Source organism: Streptomyces sp. NPDC035033, assembly GCF_040636735.1.
Taxonomy (GTDB): Bacteria; Actinomycetota; Actinomycetes; order Streptomycetales; family Streptomycetaceae; genus Streptomyces.
This window is the reverse complement of the sequence record NZ_JBEZUZ010000044.1, coordinates 33,411-58,778: the sequence shown is the minus strand read 5'-3', so window position 1 is coordinate 58,778 and position 25,368 is coordinate 33,411. Positions and strand designations below refer to the sequence as shown.

Annotated in this window: 20 protein-coding genes and 1 tRNA gene; 10 read left to right on the top strand and 11 right to left on the bottom strand. The window is 73.6% G+C overall.

Annotated elements, in window-relative coordinates:
- Positions 1 to 332: 332 nt before the first annotated feature.
- Positions 333 to 1,871 carry an MFS transporter gene (locus AB0E83_RS19560; protein WP_362112926.1) on the bottom strand — a complete coding sequence of 513 codons (1,539 nt, stop codon included), beginning with the start codon at positions 1,869 to 1,871 and terminating at the stop codon, positions 333 to 335.
- Between the two features lie 62 nt (positions 1,872 to 1,933).
- On the opposite strand from AB0E83_RS19560, the gene AB0E83_RS19555 reads away from it, so the two are divergent.
- Positions 1,934 to 2,890 carry a YafY family protein gene (locus AB0E83_RS19555; RefSeq protein ID WP_362112923.1) on the top strand — a complete coding sequence of 319 codons (957 nt, stop codon included), beginning with the start codon at positions 1,934 to 1,936 and terminating at the stop codon, positions 2,888 to 2,890.
- 384 nt (positions 2,891 to 3,274) lie between these two features.
- Here the strand turns inward: AB0E83_RS19555 and AB0E83_RS19550 are convergent, their stop codons facing one another.
- On the bottom strand, positions 3,275 to 4,276 hold the full coding sequence (locus tag AB0E83_RS19550; RefSeq protein ID WP_362112920.1) for a sigma-70 family RNA polymerase sigma factor: 1,002 nt from the start codon (positions 4,274 to 4,276) through the stop codon (positions 3,275 to 3,277).
- 392 nt (positions 4,277 to 4,668) lie between these two features.
- On the opposite strand from AB0E83_RS19550, the gene AB0E83_RS19545 reads away from it, so the two are divergent.
- A complete protein-coding gene (locus AB0E83_RS19545) occupies positions 4,669 to 5,679 on the top strand; it encodes a questin oxidase family protein (protein ID WP_362112917.1) in 1,011 nt (336 codons plus the stop codon).
- 136 nt (positions 5,680 to 5,815) lie between these two features.
- Here AB0E83_RS19545 and AB0E83_RS19540 read toward each other — a convergent pair whose 3' ends face one another.
- A complete protein-coding gene (locus AB0E83_RS19540; protein ID WP_362112914.1) occupies positions 5,816 to 6,604 on the bottom strand; it encodes a class III extradiol ring-cleavage dioxygenase in 789 nt (262 codons plus the stop codon).
- Between the two features lie 149 nt (positions 6,605 to 6,753).
- On the opposite strand from AB0E83_RS19540, the gene AB0E83_RS19535 reads away from it, so the two are divergent.
- Positions 6,754 to 7,275, top strand: a complete 522-nt coding sequence (locus AB0E83_RS19535) for a MarR family transcriptional regulator (RefSeq protein WP_362112911.1) — start codon at positions 6,754 to 6,756, stop codon at positions 7,273 to 7,275.
- 40 nt (positions 7,276 to 7,315) lie between these two features.
- Here the strand turns inward: AB0E83_RS19535 and AB0E83_RS19530 are convergent, their stop codons facing one another.
- Together AB0E83_RS19530 and AB0E83_RS19525 are read right to left on the bottom strand one after the other, a co-directional pair.
- On the bottom strand, positions 7,316 to 8,857 hold the full coding sequence (locus tag AB0E83_RS19530) for an MFS transporter (protein WP_362112908.1): 1,542 nt from the start codon (positions 8,855 to 8,857) through the stop codon (positions 7,316 to 7,318).
- 196 nt (positions 8,858 to 9,053) lie between these two features.
- Positions 9,054 to 9,698 (bottom strand): TetR/AcrR family transcriptional regulator, encoded by a 645-nt coding sequence (locus tag AB0E83_RS19525; RefSeq protein WP_362112929.1) that lies wholly within the window; start codon positions 9,696 to 9,698, stop codon positions 9,054 to 9,056.
- Positions 9,699 to 10,138: 440 nt separating this feature from the next.
- Between AB0E83_RS19525 and AB0E83_RS19520 the strand changes: the two genes are divergently transcribed.
- Complete coding sequence (locus AB0E83_RS19520) at positions 10,139 to 11,410, top strand: M6 family metalloprotease domain-containing protein (protein ID WP_362112905.1); 1,272 nt, start codon at positions 10,139 to 10,141, stop codon at positions 11,408 to 11,410.
- On the opposite strand, the gene AB0E83_RS19515 is transcribed toward AB0E83_RS19520, so the two are convergent.
- Positions 11,397 to 13,196, bottom strand: a complete 1,800-nt coding sequence (locus AB0E83_RS19515) for a class I adenylate-forming enzyme family protein (RefSeq protein ID WP_362112902.1) — start codon at positions 13,194 to 13,196, stop codon at positions 11,397 to 11,399. The two genes, AB0E83_RS19520 and AB0E83_RS19515, sit on opposite strands and share 14 nt — an antisense overlap.
- Positions 13,197 to 13,318: 122 nt before the next feature.
- Complete coding sequence (locus tag AB0E83_RS19510; RefSeq protein WP_362112899.1) at positions 13,319 to 14,164, bottom strand: NAD(P)H-binding protein; 846 nt, start codon at positions 14,162 to 14,164, stop codon at positions 13,319 to 13,321.
- Between the two features lie 288 nt (positions 14,165 to 14,452).
- On the opposite strand from AB0E83_RS19510, the gene AB0E83_RS19505 reads away from it, so the two are divergent.
- Positions 14,453 to 14,839: a helix-turn-helix domain-containing protein gene (locus AB0E83_RS19505; RefSeq protein ID WP_362112896.1), complete on the top strand. Its 387-nt coding sequence runs from the start codon at positions 14,453 to 14,455 to the stop codon at positions 14,837 to 14,839.
- Positions 14,840 to 15,108: 269 nt separating this feature from the next.
- Positions 15,109 to 15,181: transfer RNA gene (locus AB0E83_RS19500), tRNA-Arg, on the top strand.
- A 158-nt stretch (positions 15,182 to 15,339) separates the two neighbouring features.
- On the opposite strand, the gene lepB is transcribed toward AB0E83_RS19500, so the two are convergent.
- The 3 genes from lepB to AB0E83_RS19485 form a co-directional block, all read right to left on the bottom strand.
- Entirely contained in the window at positions 15,340 to 16,131 is a 792-nt protein-coding gene (gene lepB, locus AB0E83_RS19495; protein ID WP_362112893.1) for a signal peptidase I, read from the bottom strand.
- Positions 16,132 to 16,219: 88 nt separating this feature from the next.
- Positions 16,220 to 17,989, bottom strand: a complete 1,770-nt coding sequence (locus tag AB0E83_RS19490; protein ID WP_362112890.1) for an MFS transporter — start codon at positions 17,987 to 17,989, stop codon at positions 16,220 to 16,222.
- 484 nt (positions 17,990 to 18,473) lie between these two features.
- Positions 18,474 to 20,702, bottom strand: coding sequence for a serine hydrolase (locus AB0E83_RS19485; protein WP_362112887.1), 2,229 nt, complete (start codon positions 20,700 to 20,702; stop codon positions 18,474 to 18,476).
- A 315-nt stretch (positions 20,703 to 21,017) separates the two neighbouring features.
- Between AB0E83_RS19485 and AB0E83_RS19480 the strand changes: the two genes are divergently transcribed.
- The 3 genes from AB0E83_RS19480 (at position 21,018) to AB0E83_RS19470 (ending at position 23,316) form a co-directional block, all read left to right on the top strand.
- A complete protein-coding gene (locus AB0E83_RS19480) occupies positions 21,018 to 21,716 on the top strand; it encodes a GPP34 family phosphoprotein (RefSeq protein ID WP_362112884.1) in 699 nt (232 codons plus the stop codon).
- A gap of 316 nt (positions 21,717 to 22,032) precedes the next feature.
- Complete coding sequence (locus tag AB0E83_RS19475; RefSeq protein WP_362112881.1) at positions 22,033 to 22,893, top strand: helix-turn-helix transcriptional regulator; 861 nt, start codon at positions 22,033 to 22,035, stop codon at positions 22,891 to 22,893.
- A 222-nt stretch (positions 22,894 to 23,115) separates the two neighbouring features.
- Positions 23,116 to 23,316, top strand: coding sequence for a DUF397 domain-containing protein (locus AB0E83_RS19470; protein ID WP_282693000.1), 201 nt, complete (start codon positions 23,116 to 23,118; stop codon positions 23,314 to 23,316).
- 147 nt (positions 23,317 to 23,463) lie between these two features.
- On the opposite strand, the gene AB0E83_RS19465 is transcribed toward AB0E83_RS19470, so the two are convergent.
- A complete protein-coding gene (locus AB0E83_RS19465) occupies positions 23,464 to 24,297 on the bottom strand; it encodes a hypothetical protein (protein ID WP_362112879.1) in 834 nt (277 codons plus the stop codon).
- Positions 24,298 to 24,386: 89 nt separating this feature from the next.
- Between AB0E83_RS19465 and AB0E83_RS19460 the strand changes: the two genes are divergently transcribed.
- Positions 24,387 to 25,172: an SDR family oxidoreductase gene (locus AB0E83_RS19460; protein WP_362112876.1), complete on the top strand. Its 786-nt coding sequence runs from the start codon at positions 24,387 to 24,389 to the stop codon at positions 25,170 to 25,172.
- Positions 25,173 to 25,368: the final 196 nt, after the last annotated feature.

Genomic DNA, 25,368 nt, shown 5'->3' with positions numbered 1-25,368 from the left:
CGGTTTGTGTCTGTTTTTCAGTGGTGTGATTTACCGATCTGTGGGGGGGGGGGGGGGGGGGACCGGTGCGGCGCACGGCGCCGCACGGAGGAGGGCTCGGGTCGGGTTCGACATGAGCGCCTCCTGGGTGGGTTCCGCGGGCCGACCGCCCGTCATCCCGCTTCCGGTGCGTACCTCTTCGGCTTGCCGCTCCTCCCGGGGGCAAACCCCCGAGGGCGCCGGGAGACCGCTCGGCGGCCGGTCCGCCGGGGCGGGGGGCCCCCGCGCGCGGGGCCGGGCGGGCCGCCGGGGCGCCCCCCCCCCCCCTCCGGGGTCTTCCGCCCGACACGGCGTCAGGCGAGTGCCGGTTCCTTCTCCACGGCGTCCGGCTCGGCGTCGGCCGCGCCGCCCTCCAGGTGCTGCTTCGGCTTCGCCGGGAGGGCGAACATCACCAGGAAGATGCCGGCCAGGACGACCGCGGCCCAGCCGAGGGAGTTGCGGAAGGCGTCCGCGAAGGCCGTCGCGACGCCCGCCGGGGCGGTGGCCGCCGGCAGCCGGTCGTCGACGACGCCGAAGAAGACGACCGACACCAGGCCGAGACCGATCGCGTTGCCCATCTGGCCGGTCATGTTGATCAGGCCGGAGGCCGAACCGGCGTGCTCCTTCGGGACCTCGGAGAGGACCGCGTCCGTCAGCGGCGCCACGATCAGCCCCATGCCGAGGCCCATCACCACCAGCGCCGGGATCATCTGCCAGGGCGAGATCTCCGCCCCGTACCGTCCGGCGGCGAAGAAGTACAGCAGGATGCCCGCGACCATCGTCAGGGCGCCCGTCTGGAGCACCTTGCGGCCGAAGCGCGGCACCAGCAGCTGCACCGACATGCCGGCGGCCAGGGAGACCGCGATCGAGAACGGCACCCCGGTCAGGCCCGCCTTGAGGGCGCCCCAGCCGAGACCGATCTGCATGTACAGCGTCCACACCAGGAAGAAGATGCCGAGGACGATGCCGAAGGTGAGCTGCACCGCGATGCCGGCCGCGAAGGACTTCACCTTGAACAGGGAGAGTTCGACGAGCGGGGAGCCGTCCTTCTTCGTCTTGTACCGCTCGTAGGCGACGAGGGCGGCGAAGACCAGGGGGGCGGCCGCCATCATCAGGTGGCCCCACAGCGGCCAGCCCAGCTCGCGGCCCCGGGTCAGCGGGTAGATCAGCAGGAGCAGCGCGGCGGTGACGAGCACGACGCCGACCAGGTCGAGGCGGAGCGCCTTCGGCGCCTTCGACTCGGTGATGTACGCCCGGCCCAGCAGCAGCGCGGCGACGCCCACCGGCAGGTTGATGAGGAAGATGGGGCGCCACTCCAGGCCGGCGATGTTCCACTCGGTGAGCAGCGCGCCGAGCAGCGGGCCGGAGACCGCGCCGAGGCCGACGATCGCGCCGAACAGGCCGAAGACCTTGCCGCGTTCGTGCGCGGGGAAGGTGACGTGGACGATCGACAGCACCTGCGGCACCATCATCGCCGCCGCCGCGCCCTGGAGGAGGCGGGAGGCGACCAGCATCTCCGGGTTGACGGCGAGGCCGCAGAGGGCGGAGGCGAGCGTGAAGCCCGCGGTGCCCAGGAGGAAGAGCCGCTTGCGGCCGTAGATGTCGCCGAGGCGGCCGCCGGTGATGAGGCCGGCCGCGAAGGCCAGCGCGTATCCGGCGGTGATCCACTGGATGGCGCTGGTGGTGGTGCCCAGGTCGTGCTCGATGCTGGGGATCGCGATGTTGACGATGGTGGCGTCGACCAGGTCCATGAAGGCGGCCGTCATGACGATGGCCAGGGCTATCCAGCGTCTGCTGTCCCCCGCGGCGGTGCTGTCCGCCTCCGTGGCGGTGTCGGTCTCGTGTGCGCTCATGGAAGAACCATAGAAGTCGTACAGGACAGAACGCGTCCTAATGGCGCAGCATCATGGACGGCATGACGGACACCCCGGCACGACTCCTCCATCTGCTCTCGCTCCTCCAGACGCCGCGCGAGTGGCCCGGAAGCGAGCTCGCCGAACGGCTCTCGGTCTCCTCGCGCACGATCCGCCGCGACGTCGACCGGCTCCGGGAACTCGGCTACCCGGTCGAGGCGACCAGGGGCGCGGTGGGCGGCTACCGGCTGGTCGCTGGTACGGCGATGCCTCCGCTGCTCCTCGACGACGAGGAGGCCGTCGCCATCGCGGTGGGCCTGCGGGCCGGTGCCGGGCACGCCATCGAGGGCGTGGACGAGGCGTCGGTACGGGCCCTGGCCAAGCTGGAGCAGGTGCTGCCGGCGCGGCTGCGGCACCGGGTCTCCACGCTGCAGAACGCGACGCTCCCGCTGACCCGCGGCGACGGCGCCACGGTCGCGCCCTCCACCCTGACGGCCCTCGCGGGCGCGGTGACCGCGCGGGAGAAGGTGCGGTTCAGCTACCGGGCGGGCGACGGGGCGGACACGAAGCGGCTGGTCGAGCCGTACCGGCTGGTGTCGACGGGCCGGCGGTGGTACCTCGTCGCGTACGACCTCGGGCGGGAGGACTGGCGGACCTTCCGCGTCGACCGGGTCACCGAGCCGTTCGCGACCGGCGCGCGGTTCGCGCCGCGGGAGCTGCCGGAGGGGGACGAGGCGGCGTACCTGGCGCGGTCGATGTCGCGGGCGCTGGGGGAGGTGGACCTGGACGTGTCGTTCGGCGCGGGGGTGGAGGCCGTCGCGGGCCGGCTGCCGGCGCATCTGGTGCCGGTCGCGGACGGGGACGGCGCGTGCCGGGTGCGGGGGCGGGTCGCGGAGTCGGTGGAGTGGCTCGCCGTGCGGTTGATGCTGCTGGACGTTCCCTTCACCGTCCACGCGCCCGAGGCGCTCCGTGCCCACATCCGGACCCTGGCCACCCGCCTCACCACCTCCCTCACCTGACCCGCCCCACCCCGTCGCGGGCCGCGCCGCCGTTTCGTTGTGGGCAGGCGTTCCGCTGGGGCTGGGGGTCCCCCCTGGACGAAGTCCTTGGGGGAGGGTGGGCACAACGGAACGGCACCCTTGCGGGTGCCTCCGCACCAGGGCCTGGACCCGCACCCGTACGGCGTCGTACACCGGGTGCGGGCCCAGGCCCGGAAAGCCTTGGCCCGGCAGGGGGCGCCGTCCCTGTGCCCACCCGTCCCTCCCCCAAGGACTTCGTCCAGGGGGGACCCCCAGCGGGACGATTGCCCACAGGGACGCCGGGCGCAGCCCAGCCGGGGGGTGCCGGGCGCGGCCCGCACGGGGACGGCGGGCGCGGCCCGCAGGGGCGGCGGGCGCGGGGGGTCAGGCGACTGCGTCGAAGCCGGTGTCGCGGGCCATCTTCTTCAGCTCCAGGAGCGCGTGCTTCTCGATCTGGCGGATCCGCTCCCGCGTCAGCCCGTGCTCCTTGCCGACCTCCGTCAGCGTCCGCTCGCGCCCGTCCTCGATCCCGTACCGCATCCGGATGATGGAGGCGGTGCGGTGGTCGAGCTTGTCGATGAGGTCGTCGAGCTCCTCGCTCCGCAGCAGCGTGAGGACGGACTGCTCCGGCGAGATCGCCGACGTGTCCTCCAGGAGGTCGCCGAACTGCGTCTCGCCCTCGTCGTCGACCGACATGTTCAGCGAGACGGGGTCGCGCGCCCAGTCCAGGACGTCGGTGATCCGCTCCGCCGTGGAGCCCAGCTCCTCCGCGATCTCCGCGGGCTCCGGCTCGCGGCCGTGTTCGCGGTTGAACTCGCGCTGGACGCGGCGGATCCGGCCCAGTTCCTCCACGAGGTGGACGGGGAGGCGGATGGTGCGGGACTGGTCGGCGATGGACCGGGTGATGGCCTGGCGGATCCACCACGTGGCGTACGTGGAGAACTTGAAGCCCTTCGCGTAGTCGAACTTCTCGACCGCGCGCACCAGGCCCGCGTTCCCCTCCTGGATCAGGTCGAGGAGCGGCAGCCCGCTGCGCGGGTAGCGCCGGGCGACGGCCACGACGAGCCGCAGGTTGGACTTGATGAAGAGGTCCTTGGCACGCTCGCCCTCGGCGACCAGCGCCTCGAGCTCCTCGCGGGTCGCGCCCGCCGCCCCGCTCTCCACCTCGCCGTCGAGGATCTGCCGGGCGTAGACGCCCGCCTCGATCGTCTGGGAGAGCTCGACCTCCTTGGCGGCGTCGAGCAGGGGCGTGCGCGCGATCTCGTCGAGGTACATGCCGACCAGGTCGCGGTCGGCGATCTCCCCGCCCACGGCGCGAACGCTGCTTGCCCGGCTGTCCCCGCCCTTGGCGGCGGACTGACGACGGGCGACGGCACGGGTTGCCATGCGTGCTCCCTTGCTGAGTAGGTCGCGACACCTTTGCGGGTGCCCTGCATCCGACGGAAACAACGACCGGAATCGGGACAGAATTCCCAGGAGACTCAGGATTTTCGCGATCATGCAGTATCCTGCGCGGCCCCCGCCCCGCCCTGCGGTCCGCCGCGGAGACGGATCCGCAGGTCAGACCGGAGGGAACGCCGTTCCGGGCCTTCTCCGACCGCACTGTCGGTGAGACGGGTGTCACACGTCCGGGTCCGTCCGTCCGCCCGTCCTCACTCCCGCCTTCCCCGTCCCGCATCCGTCATGACGCCGGACCGACGGCCGAGGGTTGCCTCCGCCGCGCGGCGTAGGTCCCCAGCCCGTTACGGGGCGGGCTCCGCCCGGCCTACGTTCCCGCCATGGACACCACAGGCATCCTCGACGAGGCCCTCGAACGGCTCCACGCCACCGGTCCCGAGCGGAACGGCTGGCTCACCAACCACGCCCCCATGGCCGTGGAGGCGCTGGCCCGGCACGGCCACGCCGCCGCCGTGCACCGCTGGCTCGACGCGTACGCGCCGAAGCTGGAGGAGGCGCCCGCACCGTACGCCCCGGTCACCGCCGGGAACTGGCGGGAGGCGCTGGGCGACCCGGCCCGGATCACCGACTGGACCCGCTTCTTCGCCCGCGAGCTGGACGACCGGCCGTGGCGGGAGGTGCTGGCCGAGTGGTGGCCGCGGCTGCTGCCCGGGATCGCGGGCGGGGCGACGCATCCGGTGATCCGCACCGGGCACGCCGTACGGACGCTGCTCGCGCCCGGCGGGGAGACGGCGCCCCGGCGGGCCGAGCTGGCGCACGCGCTCGGCTACTGGGCGGCCCGGCACCAGCCGCTGCCGCCGCTCGCCCCGCTGGCCGCCGCGCCGGACGCGGCCGCCGCGCTCGCCGCCGTACCGCCGGTCCCGGAGCAGGAGGGCGGGATCCGGGCGCGGCTCGCGCAGCTGACGGCGTTCCCGGTCTGGGGCGGGGCGCCGGACCCCGACGCGGCGCGGGAGCGGCTCGCCGAGCTGGTGACGGCGGCCGTGCACCGGTACGCGACGCACGGCCACGGCGAGCCGGTCATGCTGGTGCACGCGGCGACCGCGCCCAACGCCGTCCTGCGGGCCCTGCCCGCGCTGCCCCGCGCCCTCTGGGCGCCGAGCCTGGCGGCGGCCTGGTCGGCCGCGGCGGCGGTGACGGCCGCGTACGCGCCGCGGGAGGCCGCTCCGTACGAGGCGGTCGGCCTCGCCCCGGAGGAGGTCTTCGCCCGGGCGGCGGCGCACGGCGACGACCACACGATCAAGTTCACCGACACCGCGCTGGACGTCGGCGGTCCGCTCGCGCTGGCCGCCGCCGTCCGTTCGGTGGAGCTGAACCCGCCGGTGTTCGACTGAAGGGGCCCACCCGCCGGTGTTCGACCGAGGGGCCCGCCCGCCGGCCTTCGACCGAGAGGGCCACCCGCCGGTGTTCGGCCGAGGGGTTCGGCCGAGCCGAGGCATTCGGCCGAGGGGTTCGGCCGGGCCGAGGGGTTCAGCCGAACTGGACGGACCGCTTGGCCAGTCCCATCCAGAAGCCGTCGATGACCGAGCGCCCGCCGTCGAGGTCGCCGGCCGCGTCGGCCGCGCCCAGGGTGACGAAGAGCGGGGCGAAGTGCTCCGTGCGGGGGTGGGCGAGGCGGCCGGCCGGGGACTTGTGTTCGAAGTCGAGGAGGGCGTCCACGTCGCGGGCGGCGAGGGCCTCGTTCCCCCAGGCGTCGAACTCGGCGGACCAGCCCGGCACCCCGCCGCCGTGGCGGAGGGCGGCGAGGTTGTGGGTGAAGAAGCCGCTGCCGACGATCAGCACGCCCTCGTCGCGCAGCGGGGCGAGCCTGCGGCCGATGTCCATCAGGCGGCGCGGGTCGAGGGTGGGCAGGGAGATCTGGAGGACGGGGACGTCGGCGCCGGGGTACATCTCGACGAGGGGGACGTAGGCGCCGTGGTCGAGGCCCCGGTCGGGGACGTCCTGCACGGGGGTGCCGGGGGCGCGGAGCAGCTTGCGGACGGCCTCGGCGAGTCCGGGGGCGCCGGGGGCCGCGTACTCCACCGCGTAGTAGTGCTCGGGGAAGCCCCAGAAGTCGTGGACGAGGGGGATCGTCTCCGTGGCGCCGAGGGCGAGCGGGGCCTCCTCCCAGTGGGCGGAGACCATGAGGATCGCCCGGGGGCGGGGCAGCCCGGCCGACCAGGCGGCGAGCTCCCCGGGCCAGACGGGGTCGTCGGCGAGCGGCGGGGCGCCGTGGGACAGGTAGAGCGCGGGCATCCGCGCGTCGAGGGCGGTGTCCATGGCGGTGGCCTCCGTTCGTCGGTCCGTCAGTGGGCTCGAAGCCCCTCGGGGGCCCGGGACCCACCGATGAGCTTGAAACTTCAAGCTTTATGCATGCAGCGTAAAGCCACATAGTTCAACTTTCAAGAACGAGTCGTACGATGGACGGCATGGGAGACAAGGACGCCATGGGAGACAGCACCGCACCCGAGCCGCGCTGGCTCAGCGACGGCGAACAGCGCGTCTGGCGCTCGTACCTCCACGCCACCACCCTCCTGGAGGACCACCTCGACCGCCAGCTGCAGCGCGACGCGGGCATGCCGCACGTCTACTACGGCCTCCTCGTCCAGCTCTCCCAGGCCCCGCGCCGCCGGCTCCGCATGACCGAGCTCGCGAAGAGCGCCAAGATCACCCGCTCCCGGCTCTCGCACGCCGTCGCCCGCCTGGAGAAGAACGGCTGGGTCCGGCGCGAGGAGTGCCCCTCCGACAAGCGCGGCCAGTTCGCCCGGCTCACCGACGAGGGCGTGGAGGTGCTGCGGCGCACCGCGCCCGGCCACGTGGCGGCCGTGCGCCAGGCGCTGTTCGACCGCCTCACCCCCGAGCAGGTCGAACAGCTCGGCGCGATCATGCGGGTGATGGCGGAGGGCCTGGAGCCCACGGGCCCGGACACGGACCTGCCCTGGCTCCGCTGAGCGGAACCAGGGCAGGGGGCGGGGGCGTACGACGGGCGGCTCAGTGCGCGATGACCGGCACCTTCACCTCGTCCTCGGCGCCCGTGCCGGAACCGGCGACCACGCCCGTCTCCGGCTTCCCGGTGGTGATCAGGACGGCCGCGATGGCCGCGGAGACGACCAGGATGCCGACCGCCCACCAGATCGCGGCGGTGTAGCCCTCGACCATGCCCTGGAGCTGGAGCAGCTTCTGGGCGGCCGGGGTGGTGGCGCCGGCCGCGTGGTCGGTGAGGTATGCGGTCGTCGCCGAGGCGGCGATCGTGTTCAGCAGGGCCGTACCGATGGCGCCGCCGACCTGCTGCGAGGTGTTGACCATCGCGGAGGCCACACCGGCGTCCTTCGCCTCCACGCCGTGCGTGGCGAGCGACATGGCCGGCATGAAGGCGGTGCCCATGCCGAGGCCGAGCAGCAGCTGCGCGGGCAGGATCAGCCCCGCGTACGAGGTGCCGATCTCCAGCTGGGTCAGGAGCAGCATGCCGATCGCGGCGGTCAGGAAGCCGGGGGCCATGAGCAGACGCGGCGGGACCCGGGTCATCAGCCGGGTGCCGATCTGGGTCGAGCCGACGATCATGCCCGCGATCATGGGCAGGAACGCGAAGCCCGTCATCACCGGCGAGTAGCCCTTCACGACCTGGAGGTAGTACGTCAGGAAGAGGAAGAGGCCGAACATCGCGATGACGGCGAGGCCGAGGGAGAGGTAGACGCCGCCGCGGTTGCGGTCGGTGAGGACGCGCAGCGGGAGCAGCGGGCTCTTGACCTTCGCCTCGACGAGGACGAAGGCGGCGAGCAGCACCACCGAGCTCACGAACATGCCGATCGTGACGGTGTCGCTCCAGCCCTCGGACTCGGCGCGGGTGAAGCCGTAGACGAGCGCGACCAGGCCCAGGGTGGAGAGGACGACGCCGGGGACGTCGAGCGCGGAGCGGTTGCGGCCGCCGGCCGGCTCGCGGATCACCAGGTACGCGCCGACGGCGGCGACGATCGCGAACGGGATGTTGACGTAGAAGGTCCAGCGCCAGTTCAGGTACTCGGTGAGGAAGCCGCCGAGGATCAGGCCGACGGCGCCGCCGCCGCCGGCGATCGCGCCGTAGATGCCGAAGGCCTTGGCGCGCTCCTTGGCGTCGGTGAAGGTGACCGCGAGCAGCGAGAGCGCGGCGGGCGCGAGCAGCGCGCCGAAGGCGCCCTGGAGCGCGCGGGCCCCGAGCATCATCGCCTCGCCGGTCGCGGCCCCGCCGAGGGCGGAGGCGGCGGCGAAGCCGATCAGGCCGACGACGAAGGTGCGCTTGCGGCCCCACAGGTCGGCGATGCGGCCGCCGAAGAGCAGCAGACCGCCGAAGGCGAGGGCGTAGGCCGTGATGACCCACTGCCGGTTGCCGTCCGAGATGCCGAGGTCCTGCTGGGCGGAGGGGAGGGCGATGTTCACGATGGTCGCGTCGAGCACGACCATCAGCTGGGCGAGGGCGATGAAGACGAGGGCCTTCCAGCGACCGGGGTCGGGCTGGAGGGCGGCCGTCGTCCGGACGGCGCCGGCGGTTTCGGGCATGGGGGTAGCCACCTCTTGACTCGAAAAGGAAGAAAAAGGAAGAAAAAGGACTCAACAGGGAGGGGTGGGGCGGCGGAGGGGAGCCGTCCCCTCGCGCCTCGGGCGTTGCGTCTCGGGTGCCGCGCCGTGGACCTCGTGCGTCAGGCGTCGCGTCGTGGGCCCCGTCGATCAGGCGCCGCGTCGCGGACCTCGTGCGTCAGGCGTCGCGTCTCAGGTCCTCCAGGGTCGCCGTCGCCCCCGGCAGCGCGGAGCGGGCGGGCGCCTCCAGGCCGTCGAGGAAGATCTGGAGGTGCCGGTGGACGAAGGGGGCGAAGTCGTCGCAGCCGGTGCCCGGCAGCGGCCGGGTGAGCTGGGAGACGCCGACCATCAGGTCGCCGACGCCGATGTCGGCGCGGAGCCGGCCGGCGTCCCGCGCCCGCCGGACGAGGCCCTCGACGGCCTCCCCCAGGCGCTCGCGCTCGACGACGAGGTCGGGGTGGTCCTTGTCGAAGGTGCCGTCGAGCATCGGGCAGAGGGCGCCGACGCCCTCGTCGGCGGCGGCGTGCGCGAAGCGGCTGAGGGCGGCGAAGGTGTCGGCCTCCTCGGCCGCCGCCCGCTCGGCCCGTTCGGTGAGCCGGGCGAGGATCGAGAGGACGACCTCGTGGACGAGGCCGGGCCGCTCGGGGAAGTTCCGGTAGAGGGTGGCGTTGCCGACGCCGGCCCGGCGGGCGATCTCGTCGTACGGCACGGCGCAGCCGAACTCCACGAACATCTCGCGGGCCGCCGTGACCAGCCGCTCGCGGTTGCGCAGGGCGTCGGCGCGCGGCCGGGGCACGCGCCGCACGGGCGCCGCGCCTTCCACGCCCGTCGCACCTCCCGCGTCCGTCACGCCTTCCACGCCTTCCACGTCCGTCACGCCCGTCACGCCCGTCACGCCTTCCGTATCCGTCGCGCCCTGCCCGTCCGTACGGATCACGCCACGACCTCCTCGCTCCGCCCGCTCCGGGCCTGTCGGCCCCTCGGACCCTCCGGGGCCGCCCGGAGCCGTCCGAACCGATCCGGAGCCGTCCGGAGCCGTTTCGGAGCCATCCGGGGAAACAGTCCCCACTTCGTCGAACTCCTTCTTGAACGGGGAAAGAATCCCCGGTTATTTCACGCCTCCATGTGACCTGACTCACACCACACCCTCCGTCGCCGGATACGCACGATCGGTCCACCCGGCGCGCGCGCCCGCCCCGCTCCGCACAGGCTGTTCGCACGGCACCACGCCGCTGACCTGGCCCCGACCGGAGAGGCGACCGCATGCAGCACCCCCGCCGGCGGATACGCAGACCGGTCGCCCTCGCGGCGACCACGGCCCTCCTGCTCACCGTGCTCGCCTCCGCGAGCACCACGCTCCCCGGACCCGCCCCGGCCTCGGCCGGCCCGGTGGCCGCCGCGCCGGACACCACCCGGCTCGGACCGTGCCGCATCGCCGGCTCGATGGGCGTGCAGATGTCGGAGGGGCTGCCGACCGCCCCCGGGTACGCCCGCTCCACGGGCCGGATCCGCGCCCTGACCCTCATGGTCGACTTCCCCGACGCGCGCGGCGAGGGCACGGCGATGAGCCGCTTCCGGGAGTTCTTCCCGCAGACCTCCGACTGGTTCCGCGTCAGCTCCTACGGCCGGCTCCAGTACCAGGCCGAGGCGCCGATACCCGACTGGCTGCGGATGCCGCGGCCGTTCTCCTCGTACGGGATCGAGCGCGGCGCCCCGTACGAGCCGGGCTACCGCTCCTTCGTCGAGGACATCGTCACGGCGGCCGACCGGAAGGTCGACTTCAGCGCCTACGACCTGGTCAACGTCCTGGTCACGCCGAACGCCGGCCCCTCCGCCCTGGACACCGTCCTGTCCGTGACCTTCTCCGGCAACGACGACGCGCCCTACGCCGACGGCGTCCCGCTCGCCAACACGTCCTTCGTCTACAGCCGCCAGGACGACGGCTCCGGCAGCTTCCCCGAGACCGGCTACCGCGTCCTGCCGCACGAGAACGGCCACGTCTTCGGCCTGCCCGACCTCTACACCGCCGAGGGCGGCGGCACGGTCGGCCACTGGGACATCATGTCCGAGGACTGGGGGGCCAACAACGACCTGCTCGGCTGGCACAAGTGGAAGCTCGGCTGGCTCGACAACGACCAGGTCCGGTGCGCCTCCACCCCCGGCACCAGCGAGCACCTGCTCACCCCGCTGGCCCTCGCCGGCGGCCCCAAGCTGGTCTTCGTCCCCCTCACCGACACCTCCGGGTACGCCGTCGAGGTCCGCACCCGCGAGGGCAACGACGAGGCCGTCTGCGAGCCGGGCGTCCTCGTCTACCGCGTCGAGTCCGACGTGGACACCGGCCACGGCCCGGTGACGGTCTCCGACAGCGACCGCGCCAGCGGCGGCTGCACCCGCCGCCCCAACGTCCACGCGGAGCTCTCCGACGCGCCCTACGGCCCCGGCGAGACCTTCACCGACCGCACCCACGGCATACGGATCGGGGTCGTCGAGGAGGACCCGACGGGCGCCTTCCGCGTCCGCGTCAGCCGCGACTGACGGCCCCGCCGGCGGACTCGCGGGCGGACTCACCGGCGGACTCCCGGGCGGGCTCACCGGCGGGCTCGCGGGCGGACTCACCGGCGGACTCGCCCGCGGTCCGGCCCTCCGGCTCGCGGGCGGACTCCAGGAGCAGCTCCCGCAGGGGCCCCTTCAGGAGCTTCCCGGCCCGGTTCCGCGGCAGCTCCCCGTCCCGTACGAGGACGTGGACGGGCACCTTGAAGGCGGCGAGGCGCGCGGCGACGTGCGCCCGCAGCTCCCCGGCGCCGGCCGTCGCACCGGCCCGGAGCCGTACGACGGCGCCGACCTCCTCGCCCAGGAGGGGGTGCGGCACGCCGACCACGGCCGCGTCGAGCACGTCCGGGTGCGCCTGGAGCGCCCCCTCGACCTCGACGCAGTACACGTTCTCGCCGCCCCGGATCACCAGGTCGGTGAGCCGGTCGACGATGGTGACCCGCCCCTCGTCGTCGACCCGCGCGAGGTCGCCGGTGCGGAACCAGCCGCCGGGCGCGAAGGCGGCCCGGGTGGCGTCCGGGTCCCCCCAGTACCCCCGGAACAGCGACTGCCCCCGCAGCCACAGCTCCCCCACCCCGTCCGGGCCTGGCGCCTCGATCCGCACCTCGGTGGCGGGCGAGGGCCGCCCGACGCTCCCCGGCCGGGCCCGGTACTCGGCCCCCACGTTGGCGAGCACGCCCCCGCAGGTCTCGGTGAGGCCGTAGCCGTTGCGCGGGGCGATCCGCTCGCCGTACGCCTCGGCGAGCCCGGCGACGATCCCGGGCGGCGCGGCGGCCCCGCCGGTGCTGAGCAGGGTGAGGCTCTCCAGCGGGTCGCCGGCCTCCCGGGCGGCCGCGAGCAGTTGGAGCGCGGTGGTGGGCACCCCCGCGTAATGGGTCACCCGGTGCTCGCGGATCAGCTCCAGGGCCCGGACCGGGTCCCACTTCCGCATCATGACCAGCGTGCCGCCGCCCGCCATCACCGCGTAGAGGGAGGTGAAGGCGGCGACGTGGAAGAAGGGGAACGTCGTCAGCGACACGACCGTCCCCCCGCCCCCCGGCCGCTCCCCGCGCGCGAGCGCCGCCGCGGCGGCGAAGTACCGCGGGTGCACGGCGGCCCCGGCCTGCGCGAGCTGCGTGGCGACGGCCCCCTTGGGCCGCCCGGTGGTCCCCGACGTGTAGAAGATCGTCGCGTCGTGCTCGGGCAGCACCTCGACGTCGGGCGGCCCGAGCAGCGGGTCGCCGTCGGCCTCGTACGCCACGAACCCCGGCTCCGCTCCCGACCCCGGCTCCGCCCCTCGCTCCGACCCCCGCTCCGGCTCCCCGTGGAACACGATCCCCGGCACCCCGGCCGCCCGCGCCCACCCCCGCACCCGGGGAACCCGCTCCCCGTCGACGAGCAGCAGCCGGGGAGCGCAGTCCTCCAGCGCGTACGCGAACTCCGCCTCGGTCCACCAGGCGTTCAGCGGCACCGCGACCAGCCCCGCCAGCTGCACCCCCCAGAAGGCCACCTGCCACTCCGGCAGGTTCCGCATGGCGACGACGACCCGGTCGCCGGGCCGGAGCCCGTACTCCCCCGTCAGCCGCCGGGCCAGCCCGCACGCGGTGTCGAAGAACTCCCGGTAGGTGAGGCTCCCGCTCTCGGACACGAGGAAGGTCCGGTCCCCGAACGCCCAGACGGCCTCGACGAACTCCCGCAGCGTCCGGGGCGCCGACACGTACGTCCCGTCCCGCACCTCGAACGGCGCTCCGGCGGCGGTGAGCCGCTCCACGGGCCCGCTGTTCCCCGCCATGCCGCCTCCTCGTTCCGGGGTTCCAGGGACGTGGCGACGCTACGCGCCCGCGGACCGGCGGATCAACCGCCGCCCCCGCCCGGCCCCGCCTCCGCCCCCGCCCTGGCCCCGTCCGGAACCTCCTACGCGAAGGCCGGAAGGGAGCGCGCGACCCAGGCGCCGAAGGGGCGGGCGGGCCGGCCGAGCACCTTCTCCACGTCGGGGCTGACCTCCTGCTCGACCGCGAGCGGCGCGCCGAGGACGTCGAGCGTGCCCTCGACGACCGCCTCCGGCATGAACGAGGACATCGCCTCGGCGGCCTGCTCACGGGTCAGCTCCACGTAGGTCACCTCCTCGCCGAGGACCTCGGAGAGCTGGGCGACCTGCTGCCGCGGGCCGACGGCCTCGGGGCCGGTCAGCACGTAGGTGCGGCCGGAGTGGCCGTCCTCGCGGAGCGCGACCGCCGCGACGTCGGCGATGTCCGCCGGGTCGACGACGGGCAGTGCGACGTCGCCGAAGGGGGCGAAGACGGTCCGGCCGGTGCGCACCGACTCGGCCCAGGCGAAGGCGTTGGAGGCGAAGCCGCCCGGGCGCAGGATCGTGTACTCCAGGCCCGACCCGCGCACGGCGGCCTCGAACTCGCGCAGGCGGTCGTGCGAGGGGGTGTCCGTCCGCGTGCCGGCGAGCTGGGAGGAGACGAGGACGACGCGCTTCACCCCGCCCTCCTTCGCGATGTCCAGCAGGTTCACGGCCGGCTCGCCGGGGCCGTTGAGCTCGCCGGCCAGCAGGATGAAGAAGGCGTCGGCCCCTTCGAGGACCGGCTTCATGCTCGCGAAGTCCCCGAGCTCGGCCCGGGCGGCGCGGACGCCGGCCGGCAGCCCCTCGGGCCGCGCGCTGCGCGACACCGCCACGACCTCCTCGCCCGCCTCGGCCAGGGCCGCGACCAGCGGGCGGCCGATGTTGCCGGTGGCACCGGTGACGACAATCATGAACAGCTCCCTGCATCAAGGTGGTTGGGTGGGTTCGCCACTGCCGGCGGACCGCGCCGAACGGCTCGGACAGCGCTCCAGGCCGTCACGTTCCGGACGCTAACAGCCCCGGGGTAGTAGGTACCTAGAGGAAAGCGACTCACCCGTCGGCCCTCGGCCGCGGAAGGCGAAGTCCCGTTCGCCCGCACGGTTTCGGGGCCTCGGGAAAGACCGCCGTCGACGGAGACCGCCGTCGATACAGTGAGCACCCGGAGGAAAGCGACTTCCCGAAAGGCGACCGTCTTGCCGATGAACCCCGCCGACAGGCCCACAGCGGAGCAGGCGTGCCCGATCGCCCCGGTCCTGGACATCGTCTTCAGCCGCTGGACCACCCCGATCCTGTGGACGCTCAACGCCTACGGCGTCCAGCGCTTCGTCGAGCTGCAGCGGAACATCGGCACCATCACGCCCAAGGTGCTGACCCAGCGACTGCGCCAGCTGGAACGGGACGGCCTGATCCTGCGGACCTACCACCCGGAGGTGCCGCCGCGCGTGGAGTACGAGATCAGCGACCTGGGCCGGAGCCTCGCCCCCCTCTTCGCCGCCCTCGCCGAGTGGTCCTCCGACCACCTCCCCGCCGTGGAACGAGCACGCCAGGCCTTCGACGGCACGGAACCCTCCCCCGCCGCGGCCTGACCCCTCTCCCCCGCCCCGCCCCCAGGGGAAGCCCCCTGAAGAACCCGCAGGTCAGCCCCCACCCACCCGGCCCCACCCCCCGCCACCCGTTATCCAGGACCCCACGCGGACGCCCATCCGCTACCCTGTTCCCTGGTCGGCCGTTGGCGTGGCTCTTGTCGGGCAGCGATGTTGCCCAGCAACGCCCACACCGCGCCCGACCAGCGGGCTTGGCCTCCTTGCCGAAGATCCACTCACCGGGTCTTCTCCAGGACTTCCGCCAAGCCCCGGCCTCCGTAGCTCAGGGGATAGAGCACCGCTCTCCTAAAGCGGGTGTCGCAGGTTCGAATCCTGCCGGGGGCACCGGGGAAGAGGCAGCTGCTGAATTCGGCGGCTGCCTCTTCTGCGTCTGCGGGCGGCATCGGCGGTGGCGGGTTCGGCGGGTTCAGGCGGACGTGGGAAGGGCACCCGTCGGACGGCGGGTGCCCTTGCTTCGGTTCTTCGGTTGCTGGGGGGGCGGTTCAGTTGCGGTCGTCGAAGGCGTCCGGGACCGGGAGGGTGGACCAGTGGGGGACGGGCCAGGCCACGACGATGGCCCGGCCGACGACGTCGGTGAGGGGGACCATGCCGCCCCGGCCGTCGTCCTGGTGGTAGCGGGAGTCCTGGGAGGCCTGGCGGTGGTCGCCCATGACCCAGAGGTGGCCGGCGGGGACGGTGACCTTGAAGCGGCCGCCCTCGTCGTCGCTGCACGGGGTGTTGCCGGCGTAGACGTACGGCTCGGTGAGCGGGGTGCCGTTGAGTTCGAGGGGGCCCGTGCCCCGGCACTCCACCGTGTCGCCGGCGACGCCGATGACCCGCTTGATCAGGTGCTGTTCGCCGGCCGCGGGCATCAGGCCGACGAAGCCGAGGGCCTTCTGGACGTTCGAGGGGGGCTTCACCTCGTGGCCGGCGAGCCAGTCGGCGGGGTCGCGGAAGACGACGACCTCGCCGCGGTCGGGCTCCGAGCCGAACCAGGGGGTGAGCTTGTCGACCAGGACCCGGTCGTCCTCCTGGAGGGTGTTCTGCATGGAGCCCGAGGGGATCAGGAACGCCTGCACCAGGAAGGTCTTGATCAGGAAGGCCAGGACCAGCGCGACCGCGGCCAGGAGGGGGTACTCCACCCACGGGGAGAGACGGCGGCGGCGCCTGGGCGGGCCGGACTCCTCCCGCGCCTCGGGGCCGGGCCTCGTCTCCGTCGCCACGTCACCCGCGTCCGCCACGTCTCCCGCGTCCGTCACGTCCGCCGTCCCCGATTCAATTGGTTCCTGCCGCATGCGTCGACCCTAGGCCCCGGACCCGCGATCGGGCAGCCCTCTCGGCCGTTCACCCTCCTTATGGGTGACCGGCGGGGCCCCGGGGTCCTCAGCGGAGCTCCTCCGGGCAGGCCGTGCCGCGCGGGAAGAGCTTGTAGGGGGCCGCCAGGCGGTACGTACCGGCCTTGGGGGCGATCAGCTCCGTCCACTCGTCGCCCTCCTCGTCCGGCTCGGCCTTCAGCAGGCAGCCGTGCTCGTTGGCGAAGACCTTGGGGAGCTCCGTCTCGGACTCCTCCCGGGCCAGCTTCGACGCCTCCGTCTCCTGCGGGGGCTCCAGCTTGCCGCCGTTCTCGTCCATCAGGGCCAGCCACGGCGAGTACGGGACGCGGATCTTCACCCGGGCCGGGCGGTCGAGGCGGAGGACTACCTCGTTCTCGGCGGCGCGCTCGACCTGGGCGGGGGCCTCGGCGAGCGGGGTGGCGCCGGCGACCTCGTACAGCCGCCAGTTCGCGTCGGACCAGATCTGGTTCAGGTACGGCAGGCCCTCGGCGACCAGCTCGGCCTCCCGCGCCGCGCCCGAGTCGGGGGCGCCGGTGGGGAGGACGACGTACCGGACGGCCCAGCGGTGCAGCCACTCGCGGTAGTTCACCGCGTTGAGGGTGTCGTCGTAGAAGAGCGGGTTGCGCTCCATGTCCGCCTGGCGGTTCCAGCCGCGCGCCAGGTTGATGTACGGGCTCAGCGCCGAGGACTCGCGGTGGCTGGAGGCCGGCACGACCTCCACGCGCGCCTTCCGCGCCTCCCGCACCTGGAGCTGGTTGATCAGCGGCGCCACCTCGAAGGCCCAGGAGGCGTCCGGGCGGGTGCGGATCACGTCGTCGACGCCCTTGAAGCCGATCCAGAAGTTCAGGCCGAGGAAGGCAACGACCAGCGCGTACCAGCGGCGCGAGCGCGGGCGCGCGTACGGCAGCGCCGCCAGCAGCACCACGCCCGCGAAGAGCATCGGGAGCCGGGAGATGTTCGAGCCGATCTGGGAGTCGATCAGCCAGGTCAGGAAGGTGCCGACGGTGTAGCAGGCGGCGGCCGTGCGGACCGTCCGCCAGTCCCCCGGGACGAGGACGAGGACGAGGATCCCGAACGCCAGCGGCAGCGCCGCCGAGCCGAAGGCCATCGGCTGGGTGCCGGAGAAGGGGAACAGCCAGGAGGAGACCGCGACGACCGCCACCGGGGCGAGGCCGATCGCGTACGCCCCCGGGCGCCGCTTGTTGAGGAAGAGCGCCGCCGCCACCACGCCGAGGAAGAGGCCGGCGACCGGGCTGCACGCCGTCGCGAGGCCGGACAGCGGGACCGCGACCACCGCCTTCGCCCACCGCTTGCGGCGCCAGCGGTGCGGCCAGCAGAAGACGGCGGCGACCGCGCCGAGCGCGAACATCATGCCGAGCCCGAAGGTGACCCGGCCGGACAGCGCGTTGCAGAGGAAGGCGAAGACGCCGGCGAGGGAGCACGCCATCGGGTTCCGCACCGCCGGGACCCGCACCAGGATCAGCGCGGTCAGGGCGGCGGAGAGCGTCCCCGCGATCATCATCGTGGAGCGCACGCCGAGGACGGACATCACGTACGGCGAGACCACGCTGTACGAGACCGGGTGCATGCCGCCGTACCAGGCCAGGTTGTACGCCGAGTCGGGGTGCCGTCCGACGAACTCGGCCCAGGCGTCCTGCGCCGCGAGGTCGCCGCCGCTGTTCGCGAAGTAGAAGAACCACAGCACGTGGAGGAGCGCGGCGACGCCCGTCGCCACCATCACGGGGTAGCGGCGTTTGCGCCGGCGCGGCGGCGGCGGGGGCGTGGTCCGCTCGGCGGCGGAGCGCTGGTTCGGGAGCACGATGCGCGAAGGTGAACCGGGGGTGGGGGGAGTAGGGGTTCCGGACTGCTCGGGAGAGGGCGCGGCGGCCGTGCTGCGGCCCGCGCGTGTCGGCTCGGCGGTGGTCACTGCGGCCCTTTCCCGTGCGCTTCCCTGCTGCCCGTCTCGCGTCCCGCTCGGCTTCGCGTGTCGCGTCTCGTCCCCCGAAGACGCTAACAGCAGGGCGCCCCGCGCGTCCGGGGCGCCCACCCGTTCGGGCATCCGACCCGGGGGCGGGCGGGGCCCGGCGGGTGTTCGAACATCCGGGCCGGGGTCCGGCGAGATCCGGCGGGATCCGGCGAGATCTCGCGGGATCTGGCGGGATCCGGCCCGGGGCCGGCCGGCGTCCGATCGGGGTCCGGCGGCCGGCGTCCGGCCCGGGCCTTGTCCGGTGTCCGGGCGAACGCCCGGCCGAGTGCCTGGTGGGGCACCCGGCCGGGCGTTCGGCCGGACGGGGCGGCGGCGGTCAGCCGATCCGCGTCAGCTTCTTGTCGAAGCCGGGTTCGACCAGGTCGGTCCGGAGCGCCACGGGGGCGCTGACCTTGCCCGCGCCCTCGCCGATCGAGATCGTGCCGACGACGTCGCCGGCCTTGCCGGAGTGCGGGAGGGCCTTGCCGCCGTCGGTCAGGTCGAGCTCGACCTTGAGGCCCGGCCAGCCGACCGCCTTGAGCTCCTTCGTCGCCACGACCGGCGTCCGGCCGCCCAGGCCGTCGTCGACGTAGCCGACGACCTGGTCCTTCTCGACGACGGCCGCGGAGGTCACGTCGTTCTGCGCCTTCTGGATGATCGTGAGGCTGTTGTCGATGGCGCGCTGGAGCTTCTCGTGCAGCAGGTTCGCGTCCTGGGCGCCCATGACGATGCCGAGGATGCGGCGGTTCTTCCCGTCGACGACGGTGTTCGCCGACCAGAGCAGGTTGCCGCCGGCGGGCGTGGACGAACCGGTCTTGATGCCGCTGACGCCCGGCTCCAGCAGGATGTTGTTGTTGTTCTCGATGCGGCCCTCGATGCCGTCCACGGTCATGTTCGGCATGTTCACGATCTCGCGGAAGACGTCGTACTGCATGACCGCCTTGGCCAGCTTCAGCTGGTCCCGCGGGGTCGAGACGGTCGAGTCCAGCAGGCCGGACGGGTCGGTGTACCGGGACTGGGTCATGCCCAGCTCCTTGGCCGCCGCGTTCATCTTGTCGACGAACGCCTGCTCCGAACCGGCGTCCCAGCGCGCGAGCAGCCGGGCCACGTTGTTCGCCGACGGGATCATGAGGAGCTGGAGGAGCTCCTTCTCCGTGTACTTCTGGCCCTCCTTGACCGCCGCCGTCGACTCGTGCGCCGAGTTCGCCTGCTCGGCGGCCTTCTTGTCGATGGTGATCTCGGGGCCCTGCTGCTTCCCCTTGAGGGGGTGGTCGCGGAGGATCACGTACGCGGTCATCGTCTTCGTCACGGACGCGATCGGGGCCGGCTTCTGCGCCCCGTACGTGCCCATCGAGCCGACGCCCTCGACCTCGACCGCGCCCTGCCCGTCGGTGGGCCACGGCATCTGGAGCGCGCCGCCCTCGAAGGTGTACGTGGGCGCGGCGGAGAGCTTCAGCGCGGGCGCCGGCAGCGGCCGGACCATCTGCACGATCGCAAAGACGATCAACAGGAGCAGGACCAGCGGGGTCCAGATACGGATCCGGCGCAGGGTGGTGCGCCAGACGTTCGGCGGCGGGGGCGGGGTGTTCGTCAGCTCGGCGAGCAGGTCGAGCGGGGGCAGCGGCGGGAGCGGCTGCTGCCGGGTCCGCTCGGGCTCCCCGAGCGCGGCGGCGGGCGCGGACGGCGCGGGGACGGCGGCCTTGGCCGGCGCGGCGGGCGCGGCGGCGGGACCGGCCGCGGCCGGCTTGTCGGTGGCGGCCGGCTTCGGCTTCGGGCCGGCGGCGGTGGAGGCGCCGGGCGCCTTCCGGTCGGCCGGGATGTCCGGGCGCAGCGGTACGAAGGTGCTCGTCCGCTCGCTGTCGGAGTCGAGGTCGAGGTCGCGGGGCAGCTTGAGCGCGGTCGTCGGCTGGTCCACGGCGGGCGCGGCCGGCGGCCGGACGGCCCGGAACATGGTGGTGGGCTGGTCGACCGGGGACTCGTCGGCCTCGGCCTCGGCCTCTGCCTCGGTCCCGGCCTCCGGCGCGGACGCGGTCTTCCGCGCGGGGCCGGCCGCCGGTTCCGGCTTCGGCTTCGGCTCGGCCTTCTCGTCCGACGCGGCGTCAGCCTTCTCGCCGGGCTCGCCGTCGGCCTTCTCGCCGCCGGTCTTCTCGCCGCCGGTCTTCTTCGCGGCGAACCAGGACGGCTCCGGCGCCTCGGGCGCCTCGACGGGCGCCTCGGGGTCCCGGACGGGCTCGTCGGCCGTCGAGGGCCCCTCCGGCGCCCCGGACGCCTCCACGGCCTCCGGCTCCTCGCCGTCGCCGCTCTCGCCGTCCTCGCCGTCCTCGGGCTCGTCCCGGGCCCCGTCCTCGCCGCCGTCGGCCCCGTCCGCCGCCGCCGTCGCGACCCACGCCGCCACGGCCTGCTTCAGCCGGTCGCCCTCCGGCGCGCCCGGCGCCCCGTCCGAAGCCTCGCCGGCCGACCGCTCCGCGGGCTTCTCGGCCGACTCCCGGGCCGGCTTCTCCGCCGGCTCCCCGGCCGGCTTCTCGGCGTCGTCCTCCGGGGTGCGCGGCGCCAGGGTCTTGAACACCGCCGTCGGCTGGTCCGTCTGCGCCGGCGCGGAGACCGGGGACCCCGAGGGCGCAACCGTCGACGACGACGCCGTCGTCGTTCCTTCCGACGACCCCTGCTGCTCCGCTCTGTCGGGGGACTCGCCCGCCACCGTGCCTCCTCCATGCGTCATGCGTACGTCCGAACCGTCTACCAGTGTCCTGTGTGAACCCCTTGGCTCCCGTGCTAGACGAGAACGACATACCTACTGGTTCCCGGACGAACCACCCAGGCACTCTCGACAGATGAATGTGAGAGGGGTCACCCTGTCATTCATCCACGCGGGGAGGCATGGATGGGCAGGAGCCGCAGAACACTTCCGGAGGAGCTTCTGCTGCTCGCTCTGGACCCGGCCACGGGTACCACAGCGCAGCCGCAGTCGCTCGACCTGGGCCTCGCCGGAGCACAGCTAGTGGAGCTGGCTCTGGCGGGACGGATAGCCCCTGACGGGGATCGTATCGCCGTGGTGATGCCACGGCCGACCGGAGATCCGACTCTGGACTCCGCACTGGAACTGCTGCGCAGGCGCGGCAGTCCGGTCCGGGCCGTCCACTGGATCGGCGGGCCCCGACTGGGGCTCCGCCAGACGTATCTCTCGCATCTGGAGCGATGCGGCATGGTGCATGCCGTGGAGGGCCAGATGTGCGGGGTGCTGCCGACGACTCGCTACCAGGCGACGGACACGGCGATCAGCCGGGAGATCAGGGCCCGGCTGGACAGTGCGATCCGCACCGGCGTACCGCCGGACCCGCGGACCGCGGCGCTCGCCGCGCTGGCCCACGCGGTCGGTCTCGGCAAGCACCTGTACCCCGGCAACGAAGGACGGTCGTCGCGGTCCCGGCTGCGCGACCTGATCCGGCACGACCCCATGGGCGGTCTCGTGGCGCACGCCGTCATGGACGTCCAGAACGGCGCGGGCGCACAGCCGCGCCGGAGCGGCACGGGCGTACCCGCCCAGCCGCGCGGCGGCATGGCCCGCGCCGCCGCCCACTGAGGCGCGCGCCGCGCACGGCCCGTACGCGCACCACACCCGTCGCGTACGACGCGCACAGCACGACCCGAACGACCCGCACGACCCGCACCGACGCGTCACCCGCACCACCCGCACCACGTACCCCTTCGGGAGCCGCACCAGGTGTGCGGGGCGTCCCCGGGCGCCCCGCACACCCGTGTCCCGTTCGCGTCCCGCGCACCGCGCCCGTTCGCGTTGTCGCGGTTTCCCAGCGCACGCCACGCCCTTGGTGGCAGTCTGCCAAGCAGTAGATACTCACAGCTACGCATCGCAGACAGCAGCCGGAGGTGCAGTTTCCGTGGCGTCCAGTGTCAACCCCACCGTCAGGCGACGCCGATTGGGGCAGGAGCTGCGCAAGCTCCGCGAGGGCAAGGGCATGACGGCCGAGCAGGTCGCCGAGCGCCTCCTCGTCTCCCAGTCCAAGATCAGCCGCCTCGAGAACGGCCGCCGCTCCATCAGCCAGCGCGACGTGCGCGACCTGTGCGGGGTGTACGAGGTCGAGGACGAGGCGATGGTCAACTCCCTCATGCAGATGGCCAAGGACTCGCGGCAGCAGGGCTGGTGGCACGCCTTCGGCGACATCCCGTACAGCGTCTACATCGGTCTGGAGACCGACGCGCAGAGCCTGCGCGTCTACGAACCGCAGATCATCCCCGGTCTGCTCCAGACCCGCGCGTACGCCACCGCCGTCATCTCCGGCGCGCTCCCCGAGTCGACGCCGGCCGACATCGAGAAGCGGGCCACCGTCCGCACCCGCCGCCAGGACCGGATCCGCGACGAGGAGCGTCCGCTGCGCCTGTGGGCGGTCATCGACGAGGCCGCGCTGCGCCGGGTCGTCGGCAACCGGCAGGTGATGGCCGAGCAGTTGGAGCACCTGGTCGAGCAGTCGCACCTGCCGCACGTGACCGTGCAGGTGCTGCCCTTCGACACGGGTGCGCACCCGGGCATCAGCGGCCAGTACTCGATCCTGGAGTTCCCGGACACCTCCGACTCCAGCGTCGTCTACATCGAGGGCGTGACGAGCGACCCGTACCTGGAGAAGGGGCCGGACGTGTCGAAGTACAGCTACATGTACGAGCACCTGCGGGCGCAGGCGCTGGGCGTGGAGCAGACGCGGGAGTTCGTGTCCGACATCGCGAAGAAGTACGCGCAGGACTGACGGTTCCGGCGGACGGGGCGGTTCGGACAGGTCTGAACCACAGGGGTCAGGTACGGTACACCGCCGACTCGGCTCGACGGAAGCCCAGTTGGAATATGCCACCCGGTCGTGTGAACGCCGGTCCCGTCGCCCGGGACCGGCGAGTAGCGTCGATCAGGCCGGTGGAGGTAACGCCGGCATCGACCCTAACGCCCTTTGGGCAGAACCGGAGTTGAGCACAACATGGCCATCATCCAGGGTGCGACCGACAACTGGACCAAGTCCTCCTACTCCGGCGGCAACGGCGCCTGCGTCGAGGTGAAGTCCCCGGTCGTCGCCTCCATCGCCGTCCGCGACTCCAAGGCCCCCGAGGGTCCGTCCCTCTCTTTCGGACCGGGTTCGTGGAACGCCTTCGTCGGCCAGGTGAGCAACGGGGCCCTCTGAGGCCGGCAGAACCGCACGCACCACCCGCACCACCGCTGGAGCGCCCTCTCGTCCGGTCCGCCGTCCTGGCCGAGAGGGCCCGCTCGCGTCCGGGCCCGGGTCCGGGGCGGGGCAGGTCCCCGCTCCCGGGCCGGGCCCGGAAGTCCGTCACCTCAGCCGGTCCACGTACCGGTCCGTGCCCGGGACGGTGGGGATGAACGGGGCCACCAGTTCCACCCGTCCCGCCCCGTCCGCGAGGCCGTCGAGGTCCGCGAAGTGCTCCGGCCAGCAGTCGCGGGGGTCCCGCTCCAGGAACCAGAGCAGGGTGAGCCGGGTGTCGACGCCCTCCACCTGCTTCACGTACGTCATGCGGTCGCCGGGCAGCGGCGTCGGACGGAAGACGGTCACCATCGCCGCCGGCGAACCGGCGAGCCGGCGCGGGAGGTCGCGGGAGGCGAGCCGTTCGAGGAGGGCCGCGCGCTCCTCGGGGCCCGCGCAGTCCACGACCTGGAGGACCAGGCCCGCGTAGGGGTGGTCGAGGGCGTGGAAGTCGCGCGGACCGGCCGCCCCGTCCCGGTACACGGTCGTCTCGTGGTCCTGGAAGGACGTGAAGACGTGGGTGCGGTCGTGGTAGACCCGGGCGTCCCGGTTGAGGCGCTTGTTGATGGCGACGGTCCACTTCATGTGCTCGTCGTAGCGGCCGTCGGTGATCCAGTACGTGGAGAGGTAGCAGCCGGCGGTGACCGGCTGCGCGACGGCGGACTTCTCGGGGGTCCGGAGCTCCTGGAGGTCGCGGGTGGCGACCCAGCGGCGGCCCGCGTACATCCAGGGCATCGCCATCGCGCCGGCGTAGTAGTGGTCGTCCTCGTACCAGCGGTTGTACGCGTACTCGTGGCCCGGGTGCGGCTCGACCATGGTGATCAGGGCGTGGCCGGGGCGGACCCCGTACGGCCCGGTCGCGGCCAGTTCCCCGTACCGGTCGGCCCCCTCGGCGTCGCTCATCGCCGTCTCCCCTCTCTCTTCCCTGCGCGGCTCGGGGCACCTACTCTGACGGACCGTCAGATGACTGGCCAGAGGCGGGAGGCACCCGGATGCTGCTCCAGGGGAAGACGGTCGTCGTGTCGGGCGTCGGGACCGGGCTCGGTCACCGGGTCGCGGAGGCGGTGGTGCGGGACGGCGGCAACGCGGTCCTCGGCGCCCGCACCGGGGCCAACCTCGTCGCGTCGGCCGCCGCGATCGACCCGGCGGGCGGCCGCACCGCCCACCTCGCCACCGACGTCACCGACGAGGCGCAGTGCGCGGCGCTGGCCGCGCTCGCCGTCGAACGGTTCGGCGCGATCGACGCGGTCGTGCACGTCGCCGCGTGGGACGCGTACTTCGGCGGGCTCGCGGACGCGGACTTCGCGACCTGGCAGGGGGTCCTCGACGTCAACCTGCTCGGCACGCTGCGGATGACGCGAGCGTGCCTGCCGGCGCTGCGGGCGGCGGGCGGCGGGTCGGTCGTCTTCATCGGCACGCAGTCGGCGGTCGCCGCGCCGACGCAGGTGCGGCAGGCCGCGTACGCCGCGTCCAAAGGGGCGCTGACCTCCGCGATGTACTCGCTGGCGCGGGAGCTGGGGCCCGACCGGATCCGGGTCAACACGGTGCTGCCGGGGTGGATGTGGGGGCCGCCGGTCGAGGCGTTCGTCCGCCTCACGGCGCGGGCGGAGGGGGTGGCGGAGGAGGAGGTCCTCGGGCGGCTCGCCTCGCGGATGGCGCTGCCGGAGCTGGCGTCGGACGCGGATGTCGCCGACGCGGTCGTCTTTCTCGCCTCTGCGCGTGCCCGCGCGATCACCGGCCAGTCCCTCCTGGTCAATGCGGGCGAACTCATGCGCTGACCCTGCGGGGCGGCGCCCCGGCGCGGGCCGCGCCCCCGTCCCCGTGTGGGCTGCGCCCGCCGTCCCCCGGTGCGGGCTGCGCCTGGCGTCCCCCGTGTGGGCTGCGCCCGGCGCCCCTGTGGGCTGCGCCCGGCGTCCCTGGCTGGGCTGCGCCCCCGTCCCTGTGGGCAATCGTCCCGCAGGGCGGGACGGGTGG

Coding starts and splice junctions, on each gene's coding strand:
- AB0E83_RS19550 (WP_362112920.1), bottom strand. CDS start 4,276: ATGGCAACCCGTGCCGTCGCCCGTCGTCAGTCCGCCGCCAAGGGCGGG.
- AB0E83_RS19465 (WP_362112879.1), bottom strand. CDS start 24,297: ATGAGCGACGCCGAGGGGGCCGACCGGTACGGGGAACTGGCCGCGACC.
- AB0E83_RS19555 (WP_362112923.1), top strand. CDS start 1,934: ATGACGGACACCCCGGCACGACTCCTCCATCTGCTCTCGCTCCTCCAG.
- AB0E83_RS19480 (WP_362112884.1), top strand. CDS start 21,018: ATGGGCAGGAGCCGCAGAACACTTCCGGAGGAGCTTCTGCTGCTCGCT.
- AB0E83_RS19470 (WP_282693000.1), top strand. CDS start 23,116: ATGGCCATCATCCAGGGTGCGACCGACAACTGGACCAAGTCCTCCTAC.
- AB0E83_RS19505 (WP_362112896.1), top strand. CDS start 14,453: ATGAACCCCGCCGACAGGCCCACAGCGGAGCAGGCGTGCCCGATCGCC.
- AB0E83_RS19460 (WP_362112876.1), top strand. CDS start 24,387: ATGCTGCTCCAGGGGAAGACGGTCGTCGTGTCGGGCGTCGGGACCGGG.
- AB0E83_RS19520 (WP_362112905.1), top strand. CDS start 10,139: ATGCAGCACCCCCGCCGGCGGATACGCAGACCGGTCGCCCTCGCGGCG.
- AB0E83_RS19510 (WP_362112899.1), bottom strand. CDS start 14,164: ATGATTGTCGTCACCGGTGCCACCGGCAACATCGGCCGCCCGCTGGTC.
- AB0E83_RS19535 (WP_362112911.1), top strand. CDS start 6,754: ATGGGAGACAAGGACGCCATGGGAGACAGCACCGCACCCGAGCCGCGC.
- lepB (WP_362112893.1), bottom strand. CDS start 16,131: ATGCGGCAGGAACCAATTGAATCGGGGACGGCGGACGTGACGGACGCG.
- AB0E83_RS19515 (WP_362112902.1), bottom strand. CDS start 13,196: ATGGCGGGGAACAGCGGGCCCGTGGAGCGGCTCACCGCCGCCGGAGCG.
- AB0E83_RS19540 (WP_362112914.1), bottom strand. CDS start 6,604: ATGGACACCGCCCTCGACGCGCGGATGCCCGCGCTCTACCTGTCCCAC.
- AB0E83_RS19545 (WP_362112917.1), top strand. CDS start 4,669: ATGGACACCACAGGCATCCTCGACGAGGCCCTCGAACGGCTCCACGCC.
- AB0E83_RS19560 (WP_362112926.1), bottom strand. CDS start 1,871: ATGAGCGCACACGAGACCGACACCGCCACGGAGGCGGACAGCACCGCC.
- AB0E83_RS19530 (WP_362112908.1), bottom strand. CDS start 8,857: ATGCCCGAAACCGCCGGCGCCGTCCGGACGACGGCCGCCCTCCAGCCC.